The sequence below is a fragment of the Ochrobactrum sp. SSR genome (genome assembly GCF_030067775.1).
GTDB lineage: Bacteria > Pseudomonadota > Alphaproteobacteria > Rhizobiales > Rhizobiaceae > Brucella > Brucella teleogrylli.
Genome location: NZ_CP125971.1, coordinates 491,764 through 510,273 on the forward strand (window position 1 = coordinate 491,764; position 18,510 = coordinate 510,273).

The following is an 18,510-nucleotide window of genomic DNA, read 5'->3' on the forward strand; positions in this document are numbered from 1 at the left end:
GTCACATCTGGAACTTACAAAGCGCAGGAAACGCAGCCTTGCACCTGTGTCCCCTCAAGCGCCATCTGGCGCAGCCGGATGTAGTAGATCGTCTTGATGCCTTTCTTCCAGGCATAGATTTGAGCCCGGTTGATGTCGCGGGTCGTGGCCGTGTCGCGGAAGAACAAGGTCAGCGACAGACCCTGATCGACATGCTGGGTCGCAGCCGCATAGGTGTCTATGATCTTTTCCGGCCCGATCTCATAGGCGTCCTGATAGTAATCGAGATTATCATTGGTCATGAATGCAGCCGGATAATAGACGCGACCGATCTTGCCTTCCTTGCGGATCTCGATCTTGGATACAATCGGATGGATCGAAGAGGTGGAGTGATTGATATAGGAGATAGACCCGGTCGGCGGCACGGCCTGTAGGTTTTGGTTGTAGAGGCCACCCTCCATCACCGCCTTTTTCAAATCGCGCCAGTCATCCTGCGTGGGGATCGCGATGCCTGCCTTTTCGAAAATCTCACGTACCTTTTCGGTCGCGGGCTGCCAACACTGATCCGTATATTTGTCGAAATATTCACCTGACGCATATTTGGATTTTTTAAAACCGCTGAACGATTTGCCCGCTTCGACGGCAATGCGGTTGGAAGCACGCAGAGCGTGGTAAGTCACTGTGTAGAAATAGATATTCGTGAAATCCACCCCTTCTTCCGAACCGTAGAAAATCCGCTCACGGGCCAGATAGCCATGCAGGTTCATCTGGCCAAGACCAATGGCGTGGCTCTCATCATTACCGCGCGCGACAGATGGCACCGAGCCAATATGGCTCATATCAGAAACCGCCGTCAGCGCCCGAATGGAGGTCTCGATGGTCTTTCCAAAATCCGCGGAATCCATCGCGGCTGCAATGTTGAGCGACCCCAGATTACACGAAATATCCTTGCCGAGATGTGCATAGGAAAGGTCTTCATCAAAGCTGCTGGCTTCGCTCACCTGCAGAATTTCCGAGCAAAGATTGCTCATGGTGATGCGCCCGTCGATCGGGTTGGCGCGGTTCACCGTGTCCTCGAACATGATATAGGGATAGCCGGACTCAAACTGGATTTCCGCCAGAACCTGGAAGAATTCGCGCGCGTTGATCTTCCGCTTGTGGATGCGCGCATCATCGACCATTTCACGATATCTTTCCGTGACCGAAATCTCGGTCAGCGGCTGACCATAGACCCGCTCCACGTCATAAGGCGAAAAGAGATACATATCCTCATTGTTGCGGGCGAGTTCAAAGGTGATATCCGGGATCACCACACCGAGCGACAAGGTCTTGATACGGATTTTCTCATCGGCATTCTCGCGCTTGGTGTCGAGGAAGCGCATGATATCGGGATGATGGGCATGCAGATAAACCGCACCGGCTCCCTGTCGTGCGCCAAGCTGGTTGGCGTAGGAGAATGAATCCTCCAGAAGCTTCATCACGGGAATAATGCCCGAAGACTGGTTCTGGATCTGCTTGATCGGCGCGCCGGATTCGCGAATATTCGTCAGGCTCAAGGCCACGCCGCCACCGCGTTTGGAAAGCTGCAATGCGGAATTGATGGAACGTCCGATGGACTCCATATTGTCCTCCACCCTCAACAGGAAACAGGACACGAGTTCGCCGCGCTGCTTCTTGCCCGCATTGAGGAATGTCGGCGTTGCAGGCTGATAGCGACCGGAAATGATTTCATCGACAAGGTCACGCGCCAGTTGCTCGCTGCCGCGCGCCAATGCCAGCGCCACCATGCAGACGCGGTCTTCATAGCGCTCCAGATAGCGCTTCCCGTCGAAGGTTTTCAGCGTGTAGCTGGTGTAATATTTGAAGGCGCCCAGAAATGTCGGGAAACGGAACTTTCTCGCATAGGCCTCATCGAAAAGATCACGCACGAAATTGAAGGAATACTGGTCGAGCACGGCCTGCTCGTAATAGTTCTCGGTTACCAGATAATCCAGCTTCTCCCGCAGATTATGGAAGAAGACCGTATTCTGATTGACGTGTTGAAGAAAATATTGCCGCGCAGCTTGCCGGTCACGGGCCAGCTGGATGTTGCCTTCATCGTCATAGAGATTGAGCATTGCGTTCAGCGCATGATAGTCCAGCCCATCCGTAGATTTGACGGGCTTGGGGCTGTTCGACGCTGCCGCTTGTGGCGCGTCCTCCGCAATCGGCTCTGCACCGCGCTCGCGGATCAGGGTTGTGTCTGCCGTGTCCAAAATCGTTCCATCCCGTTCCTGACATTGCCAATGTCTTCATCCGTTCCCAAAAGCTCGAAGCGATAAAGATAGGGAACCTGACATTTGGCGGAGATTATTTTGCCGGCTATGCCAAAAGCTTCGCCGAAATTGCTGTTGCCCGCGGCGATCACGCCGCGGATCAGCGAGCGATTGCCCGCATTGTTGAGAAACCGGATGACGGGCTTTGGCACCGCCCTCTTGTTTCCACCGCCGCCATAGCTTGGCGTCATGAGCACGAATGGCTCGTCTATCTGCAACGGGCTCGTGTCATCCTCACCCCTTTGCAGGATGGGAATGCGCCTCGCGCGCATTCCAAGCCGCTCTACGAAACGGTGCGTGTTCTCGGAGCGACTGGAAAAATAGACAAGGAGACCCATTGCAGAACTCATGCAAAGCCACGGTCACGAAAGGCCGTTGATCATATCCGGGCGAAAACCGGCCCAGTGGGTTTCACCGGCCACGACGACCGGCACCTGTCGGTAACCCAGCCCCGTCACGAGATCGAAAGCCTCCATATCTGCAGAAATGTCGATGACCTGATAATCGATCCCCTGGCGGTCGAGGGCGCGGGTTGTTGCGGTGCACTGGACGCAAGCGGGTTTGCTATAGACGGTAACGTTCATTTCTTCCTCACTGGATTGGGCGCAAGCTGACTGGGACCCGTCCGCCGTATGGGGGACAGATGCGCATAAAAGATCGTTCGCGCACGGGACATGCGCGTGAAGACGGACAAAATGGGGAAAGTCAGCGATGCATGAGCACCACTGGACCGCGCAAAATCACCTCTGGAAAGGTGGTCCTGAACTGAAAGGACAATACAAACTGGACAATGTGTCAGACATGGACTTCACCCCGAAGCTAGTGAGCGGGTATTCGGGGTAACAATCGGCAAGAAGCACAACTCGCCTCAATGACTGCACACCAACCGGACACCCCGCCCGTGGACGTTCATTGCTCAAGGCAGGTCTCCTGGCTCACGGGTTAGCGCCCTTGTCGGTCTTCCCAGCTTACGCCAGTGACATGATCAACAAGAACTCACCGTTTACAGTTGCGGGGGCAGCTTCGGCTTCGTCTCAACCTTCATGGCGGCGACTCACCGAATTCCCTCTTAGCTTTCGACCCATCGAATCGAAAGAACCTAGAACACTATATATAGTATTCTAAGTTAAAAATCGGTCAATAGATAGTTGCGGAAAACGCGCGTCGGTGGGCGAATACGTCAATCGCGACGACGAAACGACGAGGCATCGATGTCGTGCCTTTGCAGCCTTGCATAGAGACTACGGCGCGGCAGTTGCAGCACTTCAGCAGCAACGCCCACATCGCCATTGCATCGTTCGAGCGTGGCGCGGATGACCCCTTCCTCGAACCGATCCATCTGTTCGGATAACGGCAATGTGCTCGGTTCATGTTCAGGGTCATGCCGCAAGCCAAGCACCACCTGTTTGGCATAATTGCGCAGCTCGCGCACATTGCCCGGCCAGTCGTCGGAATGGAGCCGTGACTCGATGGCTGCATCGATTGCGGGGCGCGGTTGCCCGAACTGGCTGGCGGCCTCGTCGAGAAAATAGGCAAAAAGGAGACCTATATCCTTGCGGCGTTCACGCAAGGGCGGAATGCGCAACCGCACCGTTTCTAGCCTATAGAAAAGATCAGAGCGAAAACGCCCCGCTGCAACGGCACCGTCCAGATCGCCTTTGGCGGCCGCAATCACCCGCAGATTGACAGCACGAGGCTCTCCGGTCAGCGAAGGCAACTCGCGCTCCTCCACAACCCGCAGCAACTTGCCTTGCAGGTTGATTGACATGCTGTCGATCTCGTCAAGAAAGAGCGTACCCCGATCAGCATCGGCAATCCTGCCGCGCTGAATACGATTGCCAAACAGGACGTCATCTGCAACCGCATCGGGGAGCGCAGCGCAATCAATCGCAACGAAGCCGCGAGCATGGCGCGCACTCCAGCGATGCAACAGTCGGGCGACAAGTTCCTTGCCCGTACCAGTCTCGCCTTCGATCAGTACATCAACATCGACGCTCGCCAATTGGCGGATCGTGTCGCGCAGCCGCACCATGACCGGCGTTTCGCCCAGCAATGGATAATCCTGCTCGGCTTCCGCCGCAGCACGGCGCAGACGCCGGTTTTCCAGCACCAGACGGCGCATTTCCAGCGCACGGCGCACACTGGAAATCAGGTGATCGGCTGCAAAGGGTTTGGCAATAAAATCGAAGGCGCCCTTCTTGAGCGCCGTGACGGCCATGCCGATATCGCCATGGCCTGTCATCAGAATGACCGGCAATTCGGGGTCACGCGCCAGCAGCGCTTCCATAACGGCATGGCCATCGATACGCGGCATCCGAATATCGGTGACGACAACGCCGGGAAAATCGGCGGTCAGATTGGCTAGCGCCGACTGGCCATCGCCGTGGGTTTCAATATCGATCCCGGCAATCTCGAAGGAATCCGCAAGGGCCGTGCGAAACGGCGCATCGTCATCGACCAGCATCACGCGCAAGGGTTCACTTTCCGTCATGCTCACCGTCCTTATGCACCCGCTTCCACGTCGCAGCAAAAGCCGCACCACCCAGTGGTGAAGGAACGACCAGCAACGTTCCCTCCAGTTCCGTCATCAGATCGCGCGCGATACCGAGCCCAAGACCAAGCCCGTCCGGTTTGCCGGTGACAAAGGGGCTGAAAATCTCGTCATCCAGTTCCGGATCAATACCCGGACCGTTATCTGCAACGATCAACGACACTTGCTCATCGTCTTGCTCGATGATGATTGCGACATGTGGATCGGGCTGCGCCGTCACGGCATCGAGCGCGTTTTGCAGCAAATTGACGAGCACCTGTTCCGAGCGGATACGGCAGGCGAACACCATCAATTCTGATTGCTCCGGCATATCCAGCGGTACATTGGCATTGCGAAAACGGTCGCCCATCAACACCATCGTGCCATCGACCAGTTCGTTCAGTGGTATCGGACGCGCAACGCTGCCGCGTCGACGGGCAAAGCGGCGCATCTCCTGCGTAATGGAGCCGATGCGCGCCGTTAGATCGACGGAGGTCGTCAGATTTGCGGCAACCTTGTCGAGCTTGCCCTTGGACAGATAGTGCTGCGCATTCTCGGTCAGCGTACGGATGGTCGCGACCGGCTGATTGATTTCATGCACAAGGCCCGCAGTGATCGAGCCAAGCGAGGCCAGCCTGTTTGCTTGCGCCAACTCCTCACGGGCATCACGAAAGCGCTTGTCGGCGCGCTCGCGCTCGATCATCTCGGCACTTAGTTCCGCCGTGCGTTCGGCGACAGCTTTTTCCAGCGCAGCGCGATCAGCAGTTGCACGCGCAGCGTGCGTCATGCGCCAGTAGACGGCAGCGGCAAGCAAAAACACCACCAGCATCGCCGCAACGGTGATCAGTCGCGCCAGATCATGTGCCGCCTGCATGGACGGTGCGGTCGGCTCGATATGGACCAGTTTCAGCGCGGTCCCGGCAATGGGTTCTTCAACGACGACGAACAGATCGCCGGAAGGTCCGCGCATCACCCCTCCAGACTCAAAAACATAACGGCTCGGCTGGAGATCGGCGGCATGGAACTGCCCGCTTTGGATAATTTTCGTCCGTTCGGCGGTGGTAATCGGCTGGAAAGACCGCAGCGCTTCCGGCATATCGGTCGAGGCCAGAATGATTCCGCGTGGATCAATCACAAAGGTCTGACCCGGATCGTTCGTCCATGTGGTGACCAACCGGTGAAACTCAAATTTCACCACCACCACGCCGACCGGATTGGTCTGATCACCGATGCGCCGGGAAAGGAAAAGACCGAAACGTCCGCTCAGATCGCCGATGGCGTAATATTCGGCGTCACCGGCAGCCATGGCGCCCTGAAAATAGGGGCGATAGCTATAGTTGCGTCCAACAAAGCTTTCCGGCGTGCCTGCATTCGATGAGGCAATAACGACACCGTCACGGCCGATGACATAGATGATCGGCGAGCCGATCTCGCGGGCCAGAAAACCGAGATTGGCATTCAAGCGCGCGACGGCGTCCTGCGCCCCGCCTGCCAGCACATCCCGCAGATCGCTATATTCCTTCAACGCGACAGGAAGGAGACGAAACTTGGCCAGTTCACTGTCGATCAGACGTGTTTGCTGACGCGCAACAAGCGTTGCGTTCTGACGCAACCGTTCGGTCGCGCCCTGCTCCGTCCATAGTTTTGCAGCCGTCCAGAAACCCGCCGCCAATATAATAGCAAAAGCAAGAAGCAGGAGTTTCACCGCGTTTCGGGACATCGTCATTTGTGCAGAATTATGCAATATCCAACGTAAAGTCACGCAGATTTTTGCACAAATTTTGCGGACTTACGCAGCCGCGGACCGTCTTTTCCAAATAATTTCAAAGAATTAAACTTTTTAACGTCGATCTATGGCGATTGAAATTCGCGTCCCGCATCTTATCGCCACCACGAAAATGGGAGTTTCGTCAGGAGGGGTTCACCTATGCAGCGATATCAATGCCCGCCTCAAGTTAGCCGAACGGGGATTTCAATTTCCTCAAAGCCAATGGCGCTTTTGTGGCGGAGCGCGGTTCATAGCTGAACCCTCCTTTCACAATTCAGACAATCCGGCTTCGGTTTTCAAGCCGTCCGGCACCACAGCCTTTTAAAACCCTCAACACAACAGAACCCGACTGGCAGCGCAACGAAGCTGCGCTTCTGCAACGGGTTGATCCTCAGATATCGAGACATGTGAAGGAACAATAATGGCCTCAATAACATCCGAACGGAGTGATGCGCCGAGCACCAACAGTCGGCTTAAATCGATCATCGGTGGTTCTACCGGCAATTTGGTCGAATGGTTCGACTGGTATGTCTATGCTGCTTTCACGCTCTATTTCGCACCGCATTTCTTCCCTTCCGACAGCCAGACCGCGCAACTTTTAAGCGCCGCAGCCGTCTTTGCCGTCGGCTTCGTGATGCGTCCGATCGGTGCGTGGATCATGGGCATATATGCGGACCGCAAGGGCCGTAAGGCTGGTCTGGCACTCTCCGTGACACTGATGTGCGCTGGTTCGCTGATCATCGCGCTCACCCCAGGCTATGAGACCATCGGCATTGTCGCGCCAGCCCTTCTCGTCCTCGCACGACTGATGCAGGGCCTGTCGGTCGGCGGCGAATATGGTGCGAGCGCCACCTATCTTTCTGAAATGGCGGGGAAAGACCGTCGCGGCTTTTTCTCATCGTTCCAATATGTGACGCTGATCTCGGGCCAGCTCTTGGCCATTCTTCTCCTGATCGTTCTGCAATCGACCATGGAAACCTCGGCGCTGGAAGCCTGGGGCTGGCGTATTCCATTCTTCATTGGCGCTCTGCTTGCCGTTGTCGTCTTCTGGCTGCGTCGCGGCCTTGCGGAAACCGAAAGCTTCAAGAACGCGAAAGCGAAGGATGCGCCAAAATCGGGCTTCTGGACCCTGATCAAGTACCATCCGAAGGAAACTGCGCTGGTCATGCTTCTGACCGCTGGTGGTACGCTCGCCTTCTATGCCTACTCGATCTATATGCAGAAATTTCTGGTCAACACGTCGGGCTTCAGCCGTGAAGTGGCAAGCCAGATCAATGCCGTGACACTGTTTGTCTTCATGTGCCTGCAGCCGATAGCCGGTGCGCTTTCGGACAAGATCGGTCGCAAGCCCCTGATGATCGCCTTCGGTGCGGCCGGCGTGCTGTTCACCTACCCGATTTTCACCACGCTGGAACAGACCCGCGATGCATGGACTGCCGGGATTCTCGTTATGGCGGCACTGATCATTGTGACCGGTTACACTTCGATCAACGCGGTAGTAAAAGCAGAACTTTTTCCGGCTCACATCCGTGCGCTTGGCGTGGCGCTGCCCTATGCTCTCGCCAATACACTGTTTGGCGGCACGGCGGAGTATGTCGCGCTGAGCTTCAAGAATGGCGGCTGGGAACGTGGCTTTTACTGGTACGTCACCGTCATGATCGGCATTTCCTTGATCGTCTATCTCCGTATGCGGGATACGAGCAAGGACAGCATGATCAAGGAAGACTGATCATATTGCCTCCCAAGCGCAAAGAATGCCGGGCCTTATAGCCCGGCATTCTTTTAGGAAGGCTCTATTTTAAGAACGTAAAGCACTCTTTCCGATCCATTGGCATTAGCTTACCCAAACGGTCACCGGCGTTCTGAAACGGTGCGTGCGGCATTTTCGACGAGTGGCCCGAAACTGTCGCTGAAGCCTTCCGCCGACCATTCCTGCAGGCTGCCAGCCACATGAATTGCGCCGACCGGATTTCCGCCCGCATCAAGAATGGCCGCGCCAATAGCAACTTCGTTATGCAGAAGCTGGCGACACAAGACAGAATGCCCGCGTTCCCGCGTGGCATTCACCTGCTCCATCACCTCTTCCAGGGAGCGAATCGTATGGGGCGTGAAAGGCGTCAGGTCGGAACGGCTGACGATATCCGCGATTTTTTCGTCGGGCAGTCGTGAAAGAATGGCAACGCCACCCGCCGTGCAATAGGTCGGAACGGCATGGCCGACGAGCGTCGCGCTGAAGATTTCGTGCTTTGATGGCATGCGCACGGCGTAGACAACCCGGACATCGTCGAAAAGCGAAAGATCGACGCGTTCACGCACGCGGCGACGGAGCTCCAACATGATCGGGTTGGCGCGTTGTAGCATCGGATTGAGCCGCAACAGATCATGAGTCATATCGAGGATGCGCAAGCCCGGCAGGTAACCGCGATCTGCGGGATCGCGGGCGATCACATCAAGTTTTTGCAGTGAATGGACGATGCGCTGGGCTGCGCTTCGATCGATCCCAGCTGCAGTCGCTATCTGGCTCAGCGACAGCGGATGCCGTGCCTTCTGAAACGCCATCATGACAGCCACGGTCCGCGCAACAGAGCGCAGGAACAATGGATCTTCATTATAGGCTTCCCCCTCATCGGGGTCAAAAGTGGAGATGCCGCCCAAGTCTCGAAATGTGTTCATGGGAAAAATCTTTAGTCGCCGTTCAAGGATTGACAAGTACCAAAATTGGTCCCTAAGATAAAAATAGATATAGATGTATCGCTGACAGATACACGTTCCTGCCCGAGGGGGCAAATCGATGAAATGGGAGTATGCTCGTGTCAAAACGCGTGGCTGTCGCTGGCTTTTTGCATGAAACAAACACGTTTGCTGCGGCTCCAGCCGATATGGCGGCATTCGTTCAAGGTGGCGGTTATATTCCGCTGTCGCGCGGTGACGCGATTGTCGATCACGCGCAAGATGTCAATCTGGGCATTGCCGGTGCGCTGAAATTTGCACATGAAGCGGGATGGGAAATTGTGCCGATCCTGTGGGCAGGGGCCATACCGTCTGCACCGGTCACAGAAGATGCTTATGAAACCATCGTCTCGGAAATCGTTGCCGGGCTGAAGGATTGTGGTCCGCTCGACGGGATTTTCATCGACCTGCACGGTGCAATGGTTGCTGCGCATGTCGATGACGGTGAAGGTGAATTGCTTGAGCGGATTCGCGTCGTCCGCCCGGAAGAGCCGATTGCAGTCGCGCTCGATCTGCACGGCAACATTACAAAGCGCATGTTCGAACTTTCCGATGTGATGGTCGGTTTCCGCACTTATCCGCATGTCGATATGGCTGAAACCGGTTATCGTTCGGCCAAGGCGTTGCAGGCCCTGATTGATAAATCGGATGTCTGGCCGCATGGCTGGCACAAGACCATGCGTCAGGGCGACTATCTCATCCCGATTGCCTGGCAATGCACGGACGAGCAACCCGCCAAGGCCCTCTATGGCATGACGGTTGACCTGCCGGAAAATGTGCTGACAGCCTCGCTTTTCATGGGGTTTCCCGCCGCTGATTTTGCTGAATGCGGCCCTTCTGTCTTCGCCTATGGCTGGGACCACGCCGCGGTTGAGCGTTGCGCGGACGCCATCGCCAATGCGCTGGCCGCGGCGGAAGGGTCGTTTGCAGGCATTGCCTATCAACCCGAGGAAGGGGTCGAAAAGGCGATTGAACTCTCCCGCGATGCAAAGCGACCCATAGTAATTGCCGATACGCAGGACAATCCCGGCGCCGGAGGCAGTTCCGACACGACAGGAATGCTCCGGGCACTTGTGGCCTGCGGTGCCAATAGGGCATCCATCGGCTGCATGCACGATCCGGAGGCGGCGGCACTCGCCCATCGCGCTGGCGAGGGAGCAGAAATTGAAATTTCGCTGGGCGGCAAATCCGGGATAGCCGGCGACGAGCCGTTCACAGCCCGGTTTCAGGTCGAGAAACTGTCTGACGGGAAAGCCCATGCAACCGGGCCCTATTATGGCGGCACGTGGCTCAACATGGGACCATCAGCATGTCTGCGGCTTGGCGGCACGCGCGTGGTCGTGACGACCAATCTGGCGCAGATGGCCGACCGCGCCCTGTATCGCATGGTGGGTATAGAGCCGGAACAGGAAGCCATTCTTGTCAATAAAAGCTCTGTCCATTTTCGCGCAGATTTCGCGCCGATTGCCGAGAAACTTTTAGTCTGCACGGCTCCCGGAGCCATGCCGCTGAGCCCGGCCCAACTATCATGGAAACATCTTCGCTCGGGCATCCGGCTCGAGCCGCTAGGGAAAGAATTCAATCCATAAATAAAGAAAAAACCTTCAGAGGAACCACATAAATGCTGTTTTTCAAATCCCCCACCTCCGGTCCCATTCTTCGCCGGTTGAAATACGGAATAGCCGCTTCTCTGATCGCACTCGGTGCTGGCAGTTTATCAAGCAACGCATGGGCTGAAACAACCCTGACAGCCGTCATGCATTCGGATCTGCGTATCCTTGATCCAGTTATCACGACGGCGCATATCACACGCGATCATGCCTATATGATCTATGATGTGCTGATCGCCGTGGACGAGAATTTCAAACCGCAGCCACAAATGGCAGACTGGACGATTTCAGACGACCAGAGAGTCTACACTTTTACGCTGCGTGACGGTCTCAAGTTCCACGATGGCGCACCTGTCACCGCAGCCGACGCCGTGGCGTCACTGCAACGCTGGGCCAAGCGCGACGCGGGCGGCCAGCTCATCATGGACATCACGGAGTCGCTCAAGGCCACCGACGACAAGACGCTGGTATGGACGCTGAAGGAACCTTTCGCGCCGTTCCTCGATACGCTGTCCAAGCAGGCGGCCCTGCCGCCTTTCATCATGCCAGCCCGCATCGCTGCGACCCCCGCCGATACGGCGATTACCGAACATATCGGTTCGGGCCCTTTCAAATTCGTGCCTGCGGAATTCCAGCCAGGCGTCGGCGTCAGTTATGTCAAGAACGAGGATTACGTCCCGCGCAAAGAGCCTGCGAGCTGGATGGCCGGGGGCAAGATCGTGAATGTGGACAAGGTCCGCTGGGTCACGATGACCGACGCGCAGACTGCGGTCAACGCGCTGATGAGCGGCGAAGTCGATTACATGGAGCAGGTGCCGGTCGATCTGGTCCCGCTGTTCGACGGCGACGATTCCGTCGTTCTGGAAAAGCGCGATCCGCTCGGCTACCAGACCATGGGGCGTCTGAATTTCAAGCATCCGCCTTTCGACAATCCGGATATCCGGCGCGCTGCCTTTCTGGCAATGTCGCAGGAACCGGTGCTGGCAGCGCTGATGGCGGACCCGAGCTATTACAAGGTTTGTGGCGCGATTTTCGGTTGTGGCACACCGAATGCCACGGATATCGGCGCCGAAAGCCTAACGGCGAAGGGCAATATCGAGGAAGCCAAGGCGCTCCTGAAAAAGGCTGGTTATGACGGCACGCCGGTCGTGATGATGCAGCCGACCGATGTGACCAGCCTGTCGCCCCAGCCGGTTGTTGCCGCGCAGCAATTGCGTGCGGCCGGTTTCACGGTCGATATGCAGCCGATGGACTGGCAGACGCTGGTTGGTCGCCGCGCCTCCAAGGATGAGCCTTCAAAGGGCGGCTGGAACATTTTCTTCACCAACTGGCAGATTCCCGAAATTGCAACGCCGCTCAATTCGGTGATGCTCAATGGTCGTGGCGATCAGGGCTGGTTCGGCTGGCCGAAGGACGACCAGATCGAAGCCCTGAAGAAGGACTATATAGCCGCGCAATCGCCGGAAGACCGCAAGGCCGTGGTCGAGAAGATACAGGCGCATACGCTTGAAAATGTGCTCTATATCCCGCTCGGTGAGTACAACCCGCCACAGGGCCGCCGCGCCAATGTGGTCGAAATGCTCGGCTCGCCAGTGCCGGTCTTCTGGAATGTGAAAAAGACAGAGGAATAATTCTGCCCCGGCTATCGCGCTGCAAATCTCTCTGGCGCGATAACTCCCTGTCCAACGCGGAACCGGCTCCTCCCTCCGGTTCTGCCTCACACGGGACGTGTATATGGCTGTCTATCTGATAAAACGCATTTTTGCGCTCGTGCCGGTTCTGTTGCTGGTATCGATCTTCGTCTTCCTCCTTTTACGTCTCACGCCCGGCGATCCGGCGGCAATCCTCGCAGGCGATGCCGCGACGACCGAGCAACTGGAGCGTATTCGTGAGGCCATGGGTCTCAACGAGCCGATCCTGACGCAATATTTCACCTGGATGGGCAAGATATTGCAGGGCGATCTCGGCGTGTCGCTGATCTCTGGCGTTCCGGTGCTGGACATGGTTTCGCAACGCATCGGTCCGACCATTTCGATTGCCGTTCTGACCATCATCATTGCGGTTCTGGTGGCTATCCCCATGGGCGTTGTCGCAGCCTGGCGGCATCGTTCCTGGATCGACTATCTGGTCATGAGCTTTTCGGTTCTCGGCTTTTCCGTGCCCGTGTTTTTGGTCGGTTATGTGCTGTTGTTGATCTTCTCCGTCAATCTCGGCTGGCTGCCGGTGCAAGGTTTCAAGCCGATTTCATCGGGCTTCGGCGGTTTTATGGAACGGGCCATTCTGCCCGCCCTGACATTGGCCTCGATCTATATCGCGCTTATCGCCCGCATGACCCGTGCGGCGATGCTTGATGTGTTGGGTGAGGACTATATTCGTACCGCGCGTGCCAAGGGTGTGAGCGACCGCCGCCTTCTTTTCGTGCACGCGCTCAAGAACGCTGCCGTGCCGGTCGTGACGATTGTGGGTACGGGCTTTGCCTTGCTGATCTCCGGTGTCGTCGTCACCGAGAGCATCTTCAATATTCCGGGCATCGGTCGCCTGACCGTGGATGCCGTGCTCGCGCGCGACTATCCCGTCATTCAGGCCATGATCCTTTTGACGAGCGCGCTTTATGTGTTCGTCAACTTGCTGATCGACCTTTCCTACACCCTGTTCGACCCAAGGATTCGTTATTGATGCGCTCTGAATCGACATCGGCGGGCATGCACTGGATGCTTCGCCTGTTCTCGTTGCCGCGCGTCGCTCGCGTCGGTATCGGGCCACTGGTTGCGGGCGCTCTTCTCGCCGCAATCGTTCTGCTTACCCTCATCTCACCCTGGATCGCACCGCACGATCCTCTGGCTATGAACCCGTTGATGCGTCTGAAACCGCCTTCGGATGAATATCTGCTTGGCACGGACAATTATGGTCGCGACCTCTTCTCGCGCATGATCCTCGGCGGGCGCATATCCCTCCTGATCGGGCTTCTCGCAGCGGCGGCATCGATTGCAGCCGGTGTGTTTATCGGTCTCATCGCCGGTTTCTTCCGTACTGCCGATACCATCATCATGCGCATGATGGATGCCCTGATGGCGATGCCTTCGATCCTGATTGCCATCGCACTCGTTGCGCTCAATGGGCCGTCCATCGGTTCGGTGATCGCTGCGATCACCATTCCCGAAATCCCACGCGTGGTGCGTCTGGTCCGTTCGGTTATTCTGAGCGCCAGAGAGGAGCCCTATGTTGAAGCGGCAATGGCCCTCGGGTCCAGCACACCGAAAATTCTCTTCCGGCACCTTCTGCCGAATACGATGGCGCCCTTGATCGTGCAGGGCACCTATATCGTCGCATCAGCAATTCTGACCGAAGCGATCCTTTCATTCCTGGGTGCGGGTATCAGCACTGAAATCCCGACCTGGGGGAACATCATGGCGGAAGGCCGCCAGTTCTTCCGCATCAAGCCGTCGATTGTGCTTTGGCCCGGCCTTTTGCTGACATTGTGCGTGTTGTCGATCAATCTTCTGGGCGATGCAGCGCGCGATAGTCTCGATCCACGTCTCAAGAAGCGGGAGGGCTGATATGGAACTGCGCAATCGTGATTTCTCGCAAGAGCCTGTTGTGCTTGAGGTGGAGAACCTCATCGTTGCCCTGCCGGGTGGCACGCCCGTCCTGCGTGATGTCAGCTTTGATATCCGCAAAGGTGAAACGGTTTGCCTTGTCGGTGAATCCGGATCAGGCAAATCCGTGACCTCCCTGACGGCGATGGGACTGTTGCCCAAGGATGCCCTCAAGGTGAAAGGCGGCGCAATCCGGCTGGATGGCAACGACCTTCTCAAACTGTCGCTTGCCGATATGAAGAAAATGCGCGCCACGCGCATTTCCATGATCTTTCAGGAACCGATGACGGCGCTCAATCCTGTCATGCGGGTTGGCGAACAGATCACCGAGGTCCTCGACATTCACACAGCACTGTCGGCGGAAGCCAAACGCGCCAAAGTCATCAACATCATGGAACAAGTGCACCTGCCGGATGTGGAGCGCATCTATCAGAGCTATCCGCATCAGCTTTCCGGTGGTCAGCGCCAGCGCATCATGATCGCCATGGCGCTCATTCTGGAGCCGATGCTGTTGATTGCCGATGAACCGACCACGGCGCTTGATGTGACGACGCAAAAGCAGATTCTGTCGCTGATTGCTGAATTGCAGGAAAAGCATGGAACCGCCGTGCTGTTCATCACGCATGATATGGGTGTGGTTGCCGAAATCGCAGATCGTGTCTGCGTGATGCGCAGCGGCGAGATCGTGGAGCGCGGCACCATCCGGCAGGTGCTGACGCGGCCGCAGCAGCAATATACCAAAGACCTGCTCGGTTCGGTGCCAAGTCTCGTTCCACGAGCGGCGCGCGAACCGCTGGGACATGATCCTGTTATCCGCGTCCGCAATCTTGGCATGACCTATCAGAGCGGCAGCATTTTCAGCAGAAAGCCCGGTGTCAAAGCATCGCGCGAGGTGACCTTCGATCTGCAACCGGGTCGCACGCTCGGTATCGTCGGTGAATCCGGTTCTGGCAAGACGACGGTAGCGAGATCTATCATGCGCCTGATCGAGCCGACCGAAGGTGAAATCGTTGTCGACGGTCGCGATATCGCCCATCTCGGCAAGCGCGATATGAAGCCGTTTCGTAAAAAACTTCAGGTCGTTTTTCAGGACCCGTTCCGCTCGCTCAATCCGCGCTGGACCATCGAGCAGAGCCTGACCGAAGGCCCGGTGAATTATGGTGTCCCTTATGAGGAGGCCGTGGCGGAAGCCAAGCGGCTCCTGAAGATCGTATCGTTGCCGGAAGATGCTTTGAAGCGTTATCCCCACCAGTTCTCGGGCGGGCAGCGCCAGCGCATCGCTATCGCCCGCGCGGTTGCGCTGCGCCCGGATATTCTGGTTGCAGACGAGGCAGTGTCGGCGCTTGATGTGTCGGTGCAGGCGCAGGTTCTCGATCTTCTGGCGGAACTACAGAAGGACACCGGTATCGCCATCATCTTCATCACGCACGATCTGCGGGTCGCAGCGCAAATTTGTGATGAAGTGCTGGTGATGAAGCGTGGCGAGGTGGTCGAGCAGGGTGAGGCCGCCAACGTTCTGGGCAGCCCGTCACATGACTACACGCGCGCACTGATTGAGGCGGCACCCGGTCGCTTCTGGGATTTTGCGGCGGGCCAGCCCGTCGCCTAATTGGGGGCCGCAGGGAGCGGCCCCGATTTTCCGAGTGATTTTGAACAGGAATGAAATCATGCCCATCATACCGTTTATTGAGGAGAAAGCCGGCGAGATGCGCGCGGTTTTCGAGGATCTGCATCGCCATCCCGAGATTGGCTTTGAGGAGAAACACGCTTCGGGTGTCGTTGCCGGTCTTTTGGAAAAGTGGGGCTTCGATGAAGTTCATACCGGCATTGCCAAGACCGGCGTCGTCGGCATCCTGAATGGGCGCAACGCCGGCAATCGTCGGGTCGGCCTTCGCGCGGATATGGATGCGCTGCCCATCGACGAAATTTCCGGCGTTCCTTATAGCTCGCAAAATCCCGGACGCATGCATGCCTGCGGCCATGACGGACACACAACAATGCTGCTGGGCGCCGCGCAATATCTGGCCGCAACCCGCAATTTTGAAGGCAGCGTTGTATTCGTTTTCCAGCCCGCTGAAGAAGGGCTCGGCGGTGCGCGCGGCATGATCGCGGAAGGCCTGTTCGAGCGCTTCCCGTGCGATGAAATCTATGGCATGCACAACCAGCCTCTGGGCACGCTTGGCAAAGCCGTCATCCGCAAGGGCGCGGCCATGGCCGGTGCCAGCTTCTTCGACATCAAGCTGACCGGCAAAGGCAGCCATGCCGCCCAGCCGCATAATGCGCGCGATGTACTGGTGATCGGTGCCGATCTGGTCGGTCAGTTGCAGACCATTGTTTCCCGCAACATTCCAGCGACCGAAGCCTGTGTCGTTTCCTGCACGCAGTTCCACACCGGCAGCGCCTATAACATCGTGCCGGAAGTCGCGACGATCACCGGGACGATCCGCTATTTCGAAAAGCGCGTCTGCGATCTTGCTGAAAGCCGCTTGCGCGAGATTTGCGCCGGTGTGGCTGCGGGTTACGGCATCACGGTTGATGTCGATATTCGCAATGTGTTCGATGTGCTGCGTAACGATCATGAACTGGCCGACGCCTATGTCGCGGCTGCACGCGATGTGCTGGGCGAAGAAAATGTGACCGACGACTGCCCGGCTTTCATGGGCAGTGAGGATTTTGCCGATATGCTCGCCCGTGTACCTGGCGCTTACATCAATGTGATGCATGGCGGCAAATCCGCCCTTCACAATCCCGCCTTTACGCTCGATCCCGCGACGCTGCCCATCGGGTCGTCTATCTATGCCCGGATCGTGGAAACTCGCCTGCCAGTGAATAAGGAATTAGCCGCATGAGTGCGCATGAACTGCCGTTTGATCTCGACGATATGATTGCGCGCCTGCGCCCATGGATCGAGACGGAAAGCCCGACCTTCGACGCGGCGGCCGTAAACCGCATGGTGGATGCTGCGGCTTATGATTTTGCCGCCGCCGGTGCAAGCATCGAATTCATTCCTGGACGCATGGGCTATGGCGGCTCATTGCGCGCACGCTTTCCGCATGCGGATCAGGGCAAGCCGGGCGTACTGGTGTCCGGCCATCTTGATACTGTGCATCCACTAGGCGTCATCGATGTGAACCCCTATCGCCGCGAAGGCGGCAAGATTTATGGTCCCGGCATTCAGGACATGAAGGGCGGCAATTTCGTCGCTCTGGAAGCGATGCGCCAGATCGTTCGCTCGGGGCTGACGACAAAACTGCCTGTTACTTTCCTGCTGACACCCGACGAAGAAGTCGGCACGCCTTCGACGCGCGACCTGATCGAACAGGAGGCGCTCAAGAACAAATATGTGCTGGTGCCCGAACCGGCGCGGCGCGATGGCGGCGCTGTGGTGGGGCGCTATGCAATTGCCCGCTATAATCTCGAGACGGTCGGACGCCCCAGCCATGCCGGCTGGCTTTTGGCGGAAGGCCGTTCCGCCATCCGCCGCATGGCGGAAAAGATCATCGATATCGAAGCGCTCACTACGGATGACTGCACCTTCTCCGTCGGGGTTATTCAGGCGGGGCAATGGGTCAATTGCGTTTCCTCAAACTGCAAGGCCGAAGCGCTTAGCATGGCCAAGACCCAGAAAGACCTCGAGGAAGGCGTTGCGCGGATCATGGCGCTTGCGGGCGTGAAAGACGATGTCGAATTCATCGTGACCCGCGGCGTGACCCGCCCGGTTTGGGAAAATGCGCAGCCGCAGGATATGGAGCTCTTCAACTTCGCCAATGACATTGCCAAGGAGATTGGCTTTACCATGACCGCACAAAATTCGGGCGGTGGATCGGACGGTAATTTCACCGGCGCGCTCGGTATCCCGACGCTCGATTCCATTGGCGTGCGCGGCGAAGGCCTGCATACTTTGGGCGAGCATATCTTCGAGGACAGTCTTGTCGAACGGGCACGGCTCCATGCGGGCCTGTTCCTCGGTCTTGAATAAAGC

General features: G+C 57.1%; 14 protein-coding genes and 1 riboswitch. Of the genes, 8 read left to right on the top strand and 6 right to left on the bottom strand.

What is annotated here, in order from left to right:
- Window positions 1-14 precede the first annotated feature (14 nt).
- The 5 genes from nrdE to QLQ11_RS19675 form a co-directional block, all read right to left on the bottom strand.
- Complete coding sequence (nrdE, locus tag QLQ11_RS19655) at window positions 15-2,234, bottom strand: class 1b ribonucleoside-diphosphate reductase subunit alpha (RefSeq protein ID WP_283735652.1); 2,220 nt, start codon at window positions 2,232-2,234, stop codon at window positions 15-17.
- Entirely contained in the window at window positions 2,210-2,632 is a 423-nt protein-coding gene (gene nrdI, locus QLQ11_RS19660) for a class Ib ribonucleoside-diphosphate reductase assembly flavoprotein NrdI (protein ID WP_121539208.1), read from the bottom strand. Before nrdI ends, nrdE begins: the two co-directional genes overlap by 25 nt.
- 24 nt (window positions 2,633-2,656) lie before the next feature.
- Window positions 2,657-2,878 carry a glutaredoxin-like protein NrdH gene (gene nrdH, locus QLQ11_RS19665; RefSeq protein WP_109366291.1) on the bottom strand — a complete coding sequence of 74 codons (222 nt, stop codon included), beginning with the start codon at window positions 2,876-2,878 and terminating at the stop codon, window positions 2,657-2,659.
- Between the two features lie 318 nt (window positions 2,879-3,196).
- A riboswitch (cobalamin riboswitch) is annotated at window positions 3,197-3,412 on the bottom strand.
- 62 nt (window positions 3,413-3,474) lie between these two features.
- Entirely contained in the window at window positions 3,475-4,785 is a 1,311-nt protein-coding gene (locus QLQ11_RS19670; protein ID WP_109366292.1) for a sigma-54 dependent transcriptional regulator, read from the bottom strand.
- Window positions 4,772-6,550 (bottom strand): ATP-binding protein, encoded by a 1,779-nt coding sequence (locus QLQ11_RS19675; protein WP_121539209.1) that lies wholly within the window; start codon window positions 6,548-6,550, stop codon window positions 4,772-4,774. Before QLQ11_RS19675 ends, QLQ11_RS19670 begins: the two co-directional genes overlap by 14 nt.
- Before the next feature lie 463 nt (window positions 6,551-7,013).
- Here QLQ11_RS19675 and QLQ11_RS19680 point away from each other — a divergent pair, with 463 nt between their 5' ends.
- Complete coding sequence (locus tag QLQ11_RS19680) at window positions 7,014-8,321, top strand: MFS transporter (protein ID WP_109366294.1); 1,308 nt, start codon at window positions 7,014-7,016, stop codon at window positions 8,319-8,321.
- A gap of 122 nt (window positions 8,322-8,443) precedes the next feature.
- On the opposite strand, the gene QLQ11_RS19685 is transcribed toward QLQ11_RS19680, so the two are convergent.
- A complete protein-coding gene (locus QLQ11_RS19685) occupies window positions 8,444-9,265 on the bottom strand; it encodes an IclR family transcriptional regulator (RefSeq protein ID WP_109366295.1) in 822 nt (273 codons plus the stop codon).
- A 131-nt stretch (window positions 9,266-9,396) separates the two neighbouring features.
- On the opposite strand from QLQ11_RS19685, the gene QLQ11_RS19690 reads away from it, so the two are divergent.
- From QLQ11_RS19690 to QLQ11_RS19720, 7 genes are all read left to right on the top strand, one after another.
- Window positions 9,397-10,911 carry a M81 family metallopeptidase gene (locus QLQ11_RS19690; protein ID WP_109366296.1) on the top strand — a complete coding sequence of 505 codons (1,515 nt, stop codon included), beginning with the start codon at window positions 9,397-9,399 and terminating at the stop codon, window positions 10,909-10,911.
- A gap of 32 nt (window positions 10,912-10,943) precedes the next feature.
- A complete protein-coding gene (locus tag QLQ11_RS19695) occupies window positions 10,944-12,563 on the top strand; it encodes an ABC transporter substrate-binding protein (RefSeq protein ID WP_109366297.1) in 1,620 nt (539 codons plus the stop codon).
- Window positions 12,564-12,666: 103 nt separating this feature from the next.
- A complete protein-coding gene (locus tag QLQ11_RS19700; protein WP_109366298.1) occupies window positions 12,667-13,608 on the top strand; it encodes an ABC transporter permease in 942 nt (313 codons plus the stop codon).
- Window positions 13,608-14,489 (top strand): ABC transporter permease, encoded by an 882-nt coding sequence (locus tag QLQ11_RS19705; RefSeq protein WP_078340590.1) that lies wholly within the window; start codon window positions 13,608-13,610, stop codon window positions 14,487-14,489. Before QLQ11_RS19700 ends, QLQ11_RS19705 begins: the two co-directional genes overlap by 1 nt.
- 1 nt (window position 14,490) lies before the next feature.
- Window positions 14,491-16,137, top strand: a complete 1,647-nt coding sequence (locus tag QLQ11_RS19710) for an ABC transporter ATP-binding protein (protein ID WP_121539211.1) — start codon at window positions 14,491-14,493, stop codon at window positions 16,135-16,137.
- Window positions 16,138-16,195: 58 nt separating this feature from the next.
- The gene (locus QLQ11_RS19715) at window positions 16,196-17,377 is read left to right on the top strand and encodes a M20 aminoacylase family protein (RefSeq protein WP_109366300.1); all 1,182 of its coding nucleotides are present in this window, start codon (window positions 16,196-16,198) and stop codon (window positions 17,375-17,377) included.
- The gene (locus QLQ11_RS19720) at window positions 17,374-18,507 is read left to right on the top strand and encodes a M20/M25/M40 family metallo-hydrolase (RefSeq protein ID WP_283735651.1); all 1,134 of its coding nucleotides are present in this window, start codon (window positions 17,374-17,376) and stop codon (window positions 18,505-18,507) included. Before QLQ11_RS19715 ends, QLQ11_RS19720 begins: the two co-directional genes overlap by 4 nt.
- Window positions 18,508-18,510: the final 3 nt, after the last annotated feature.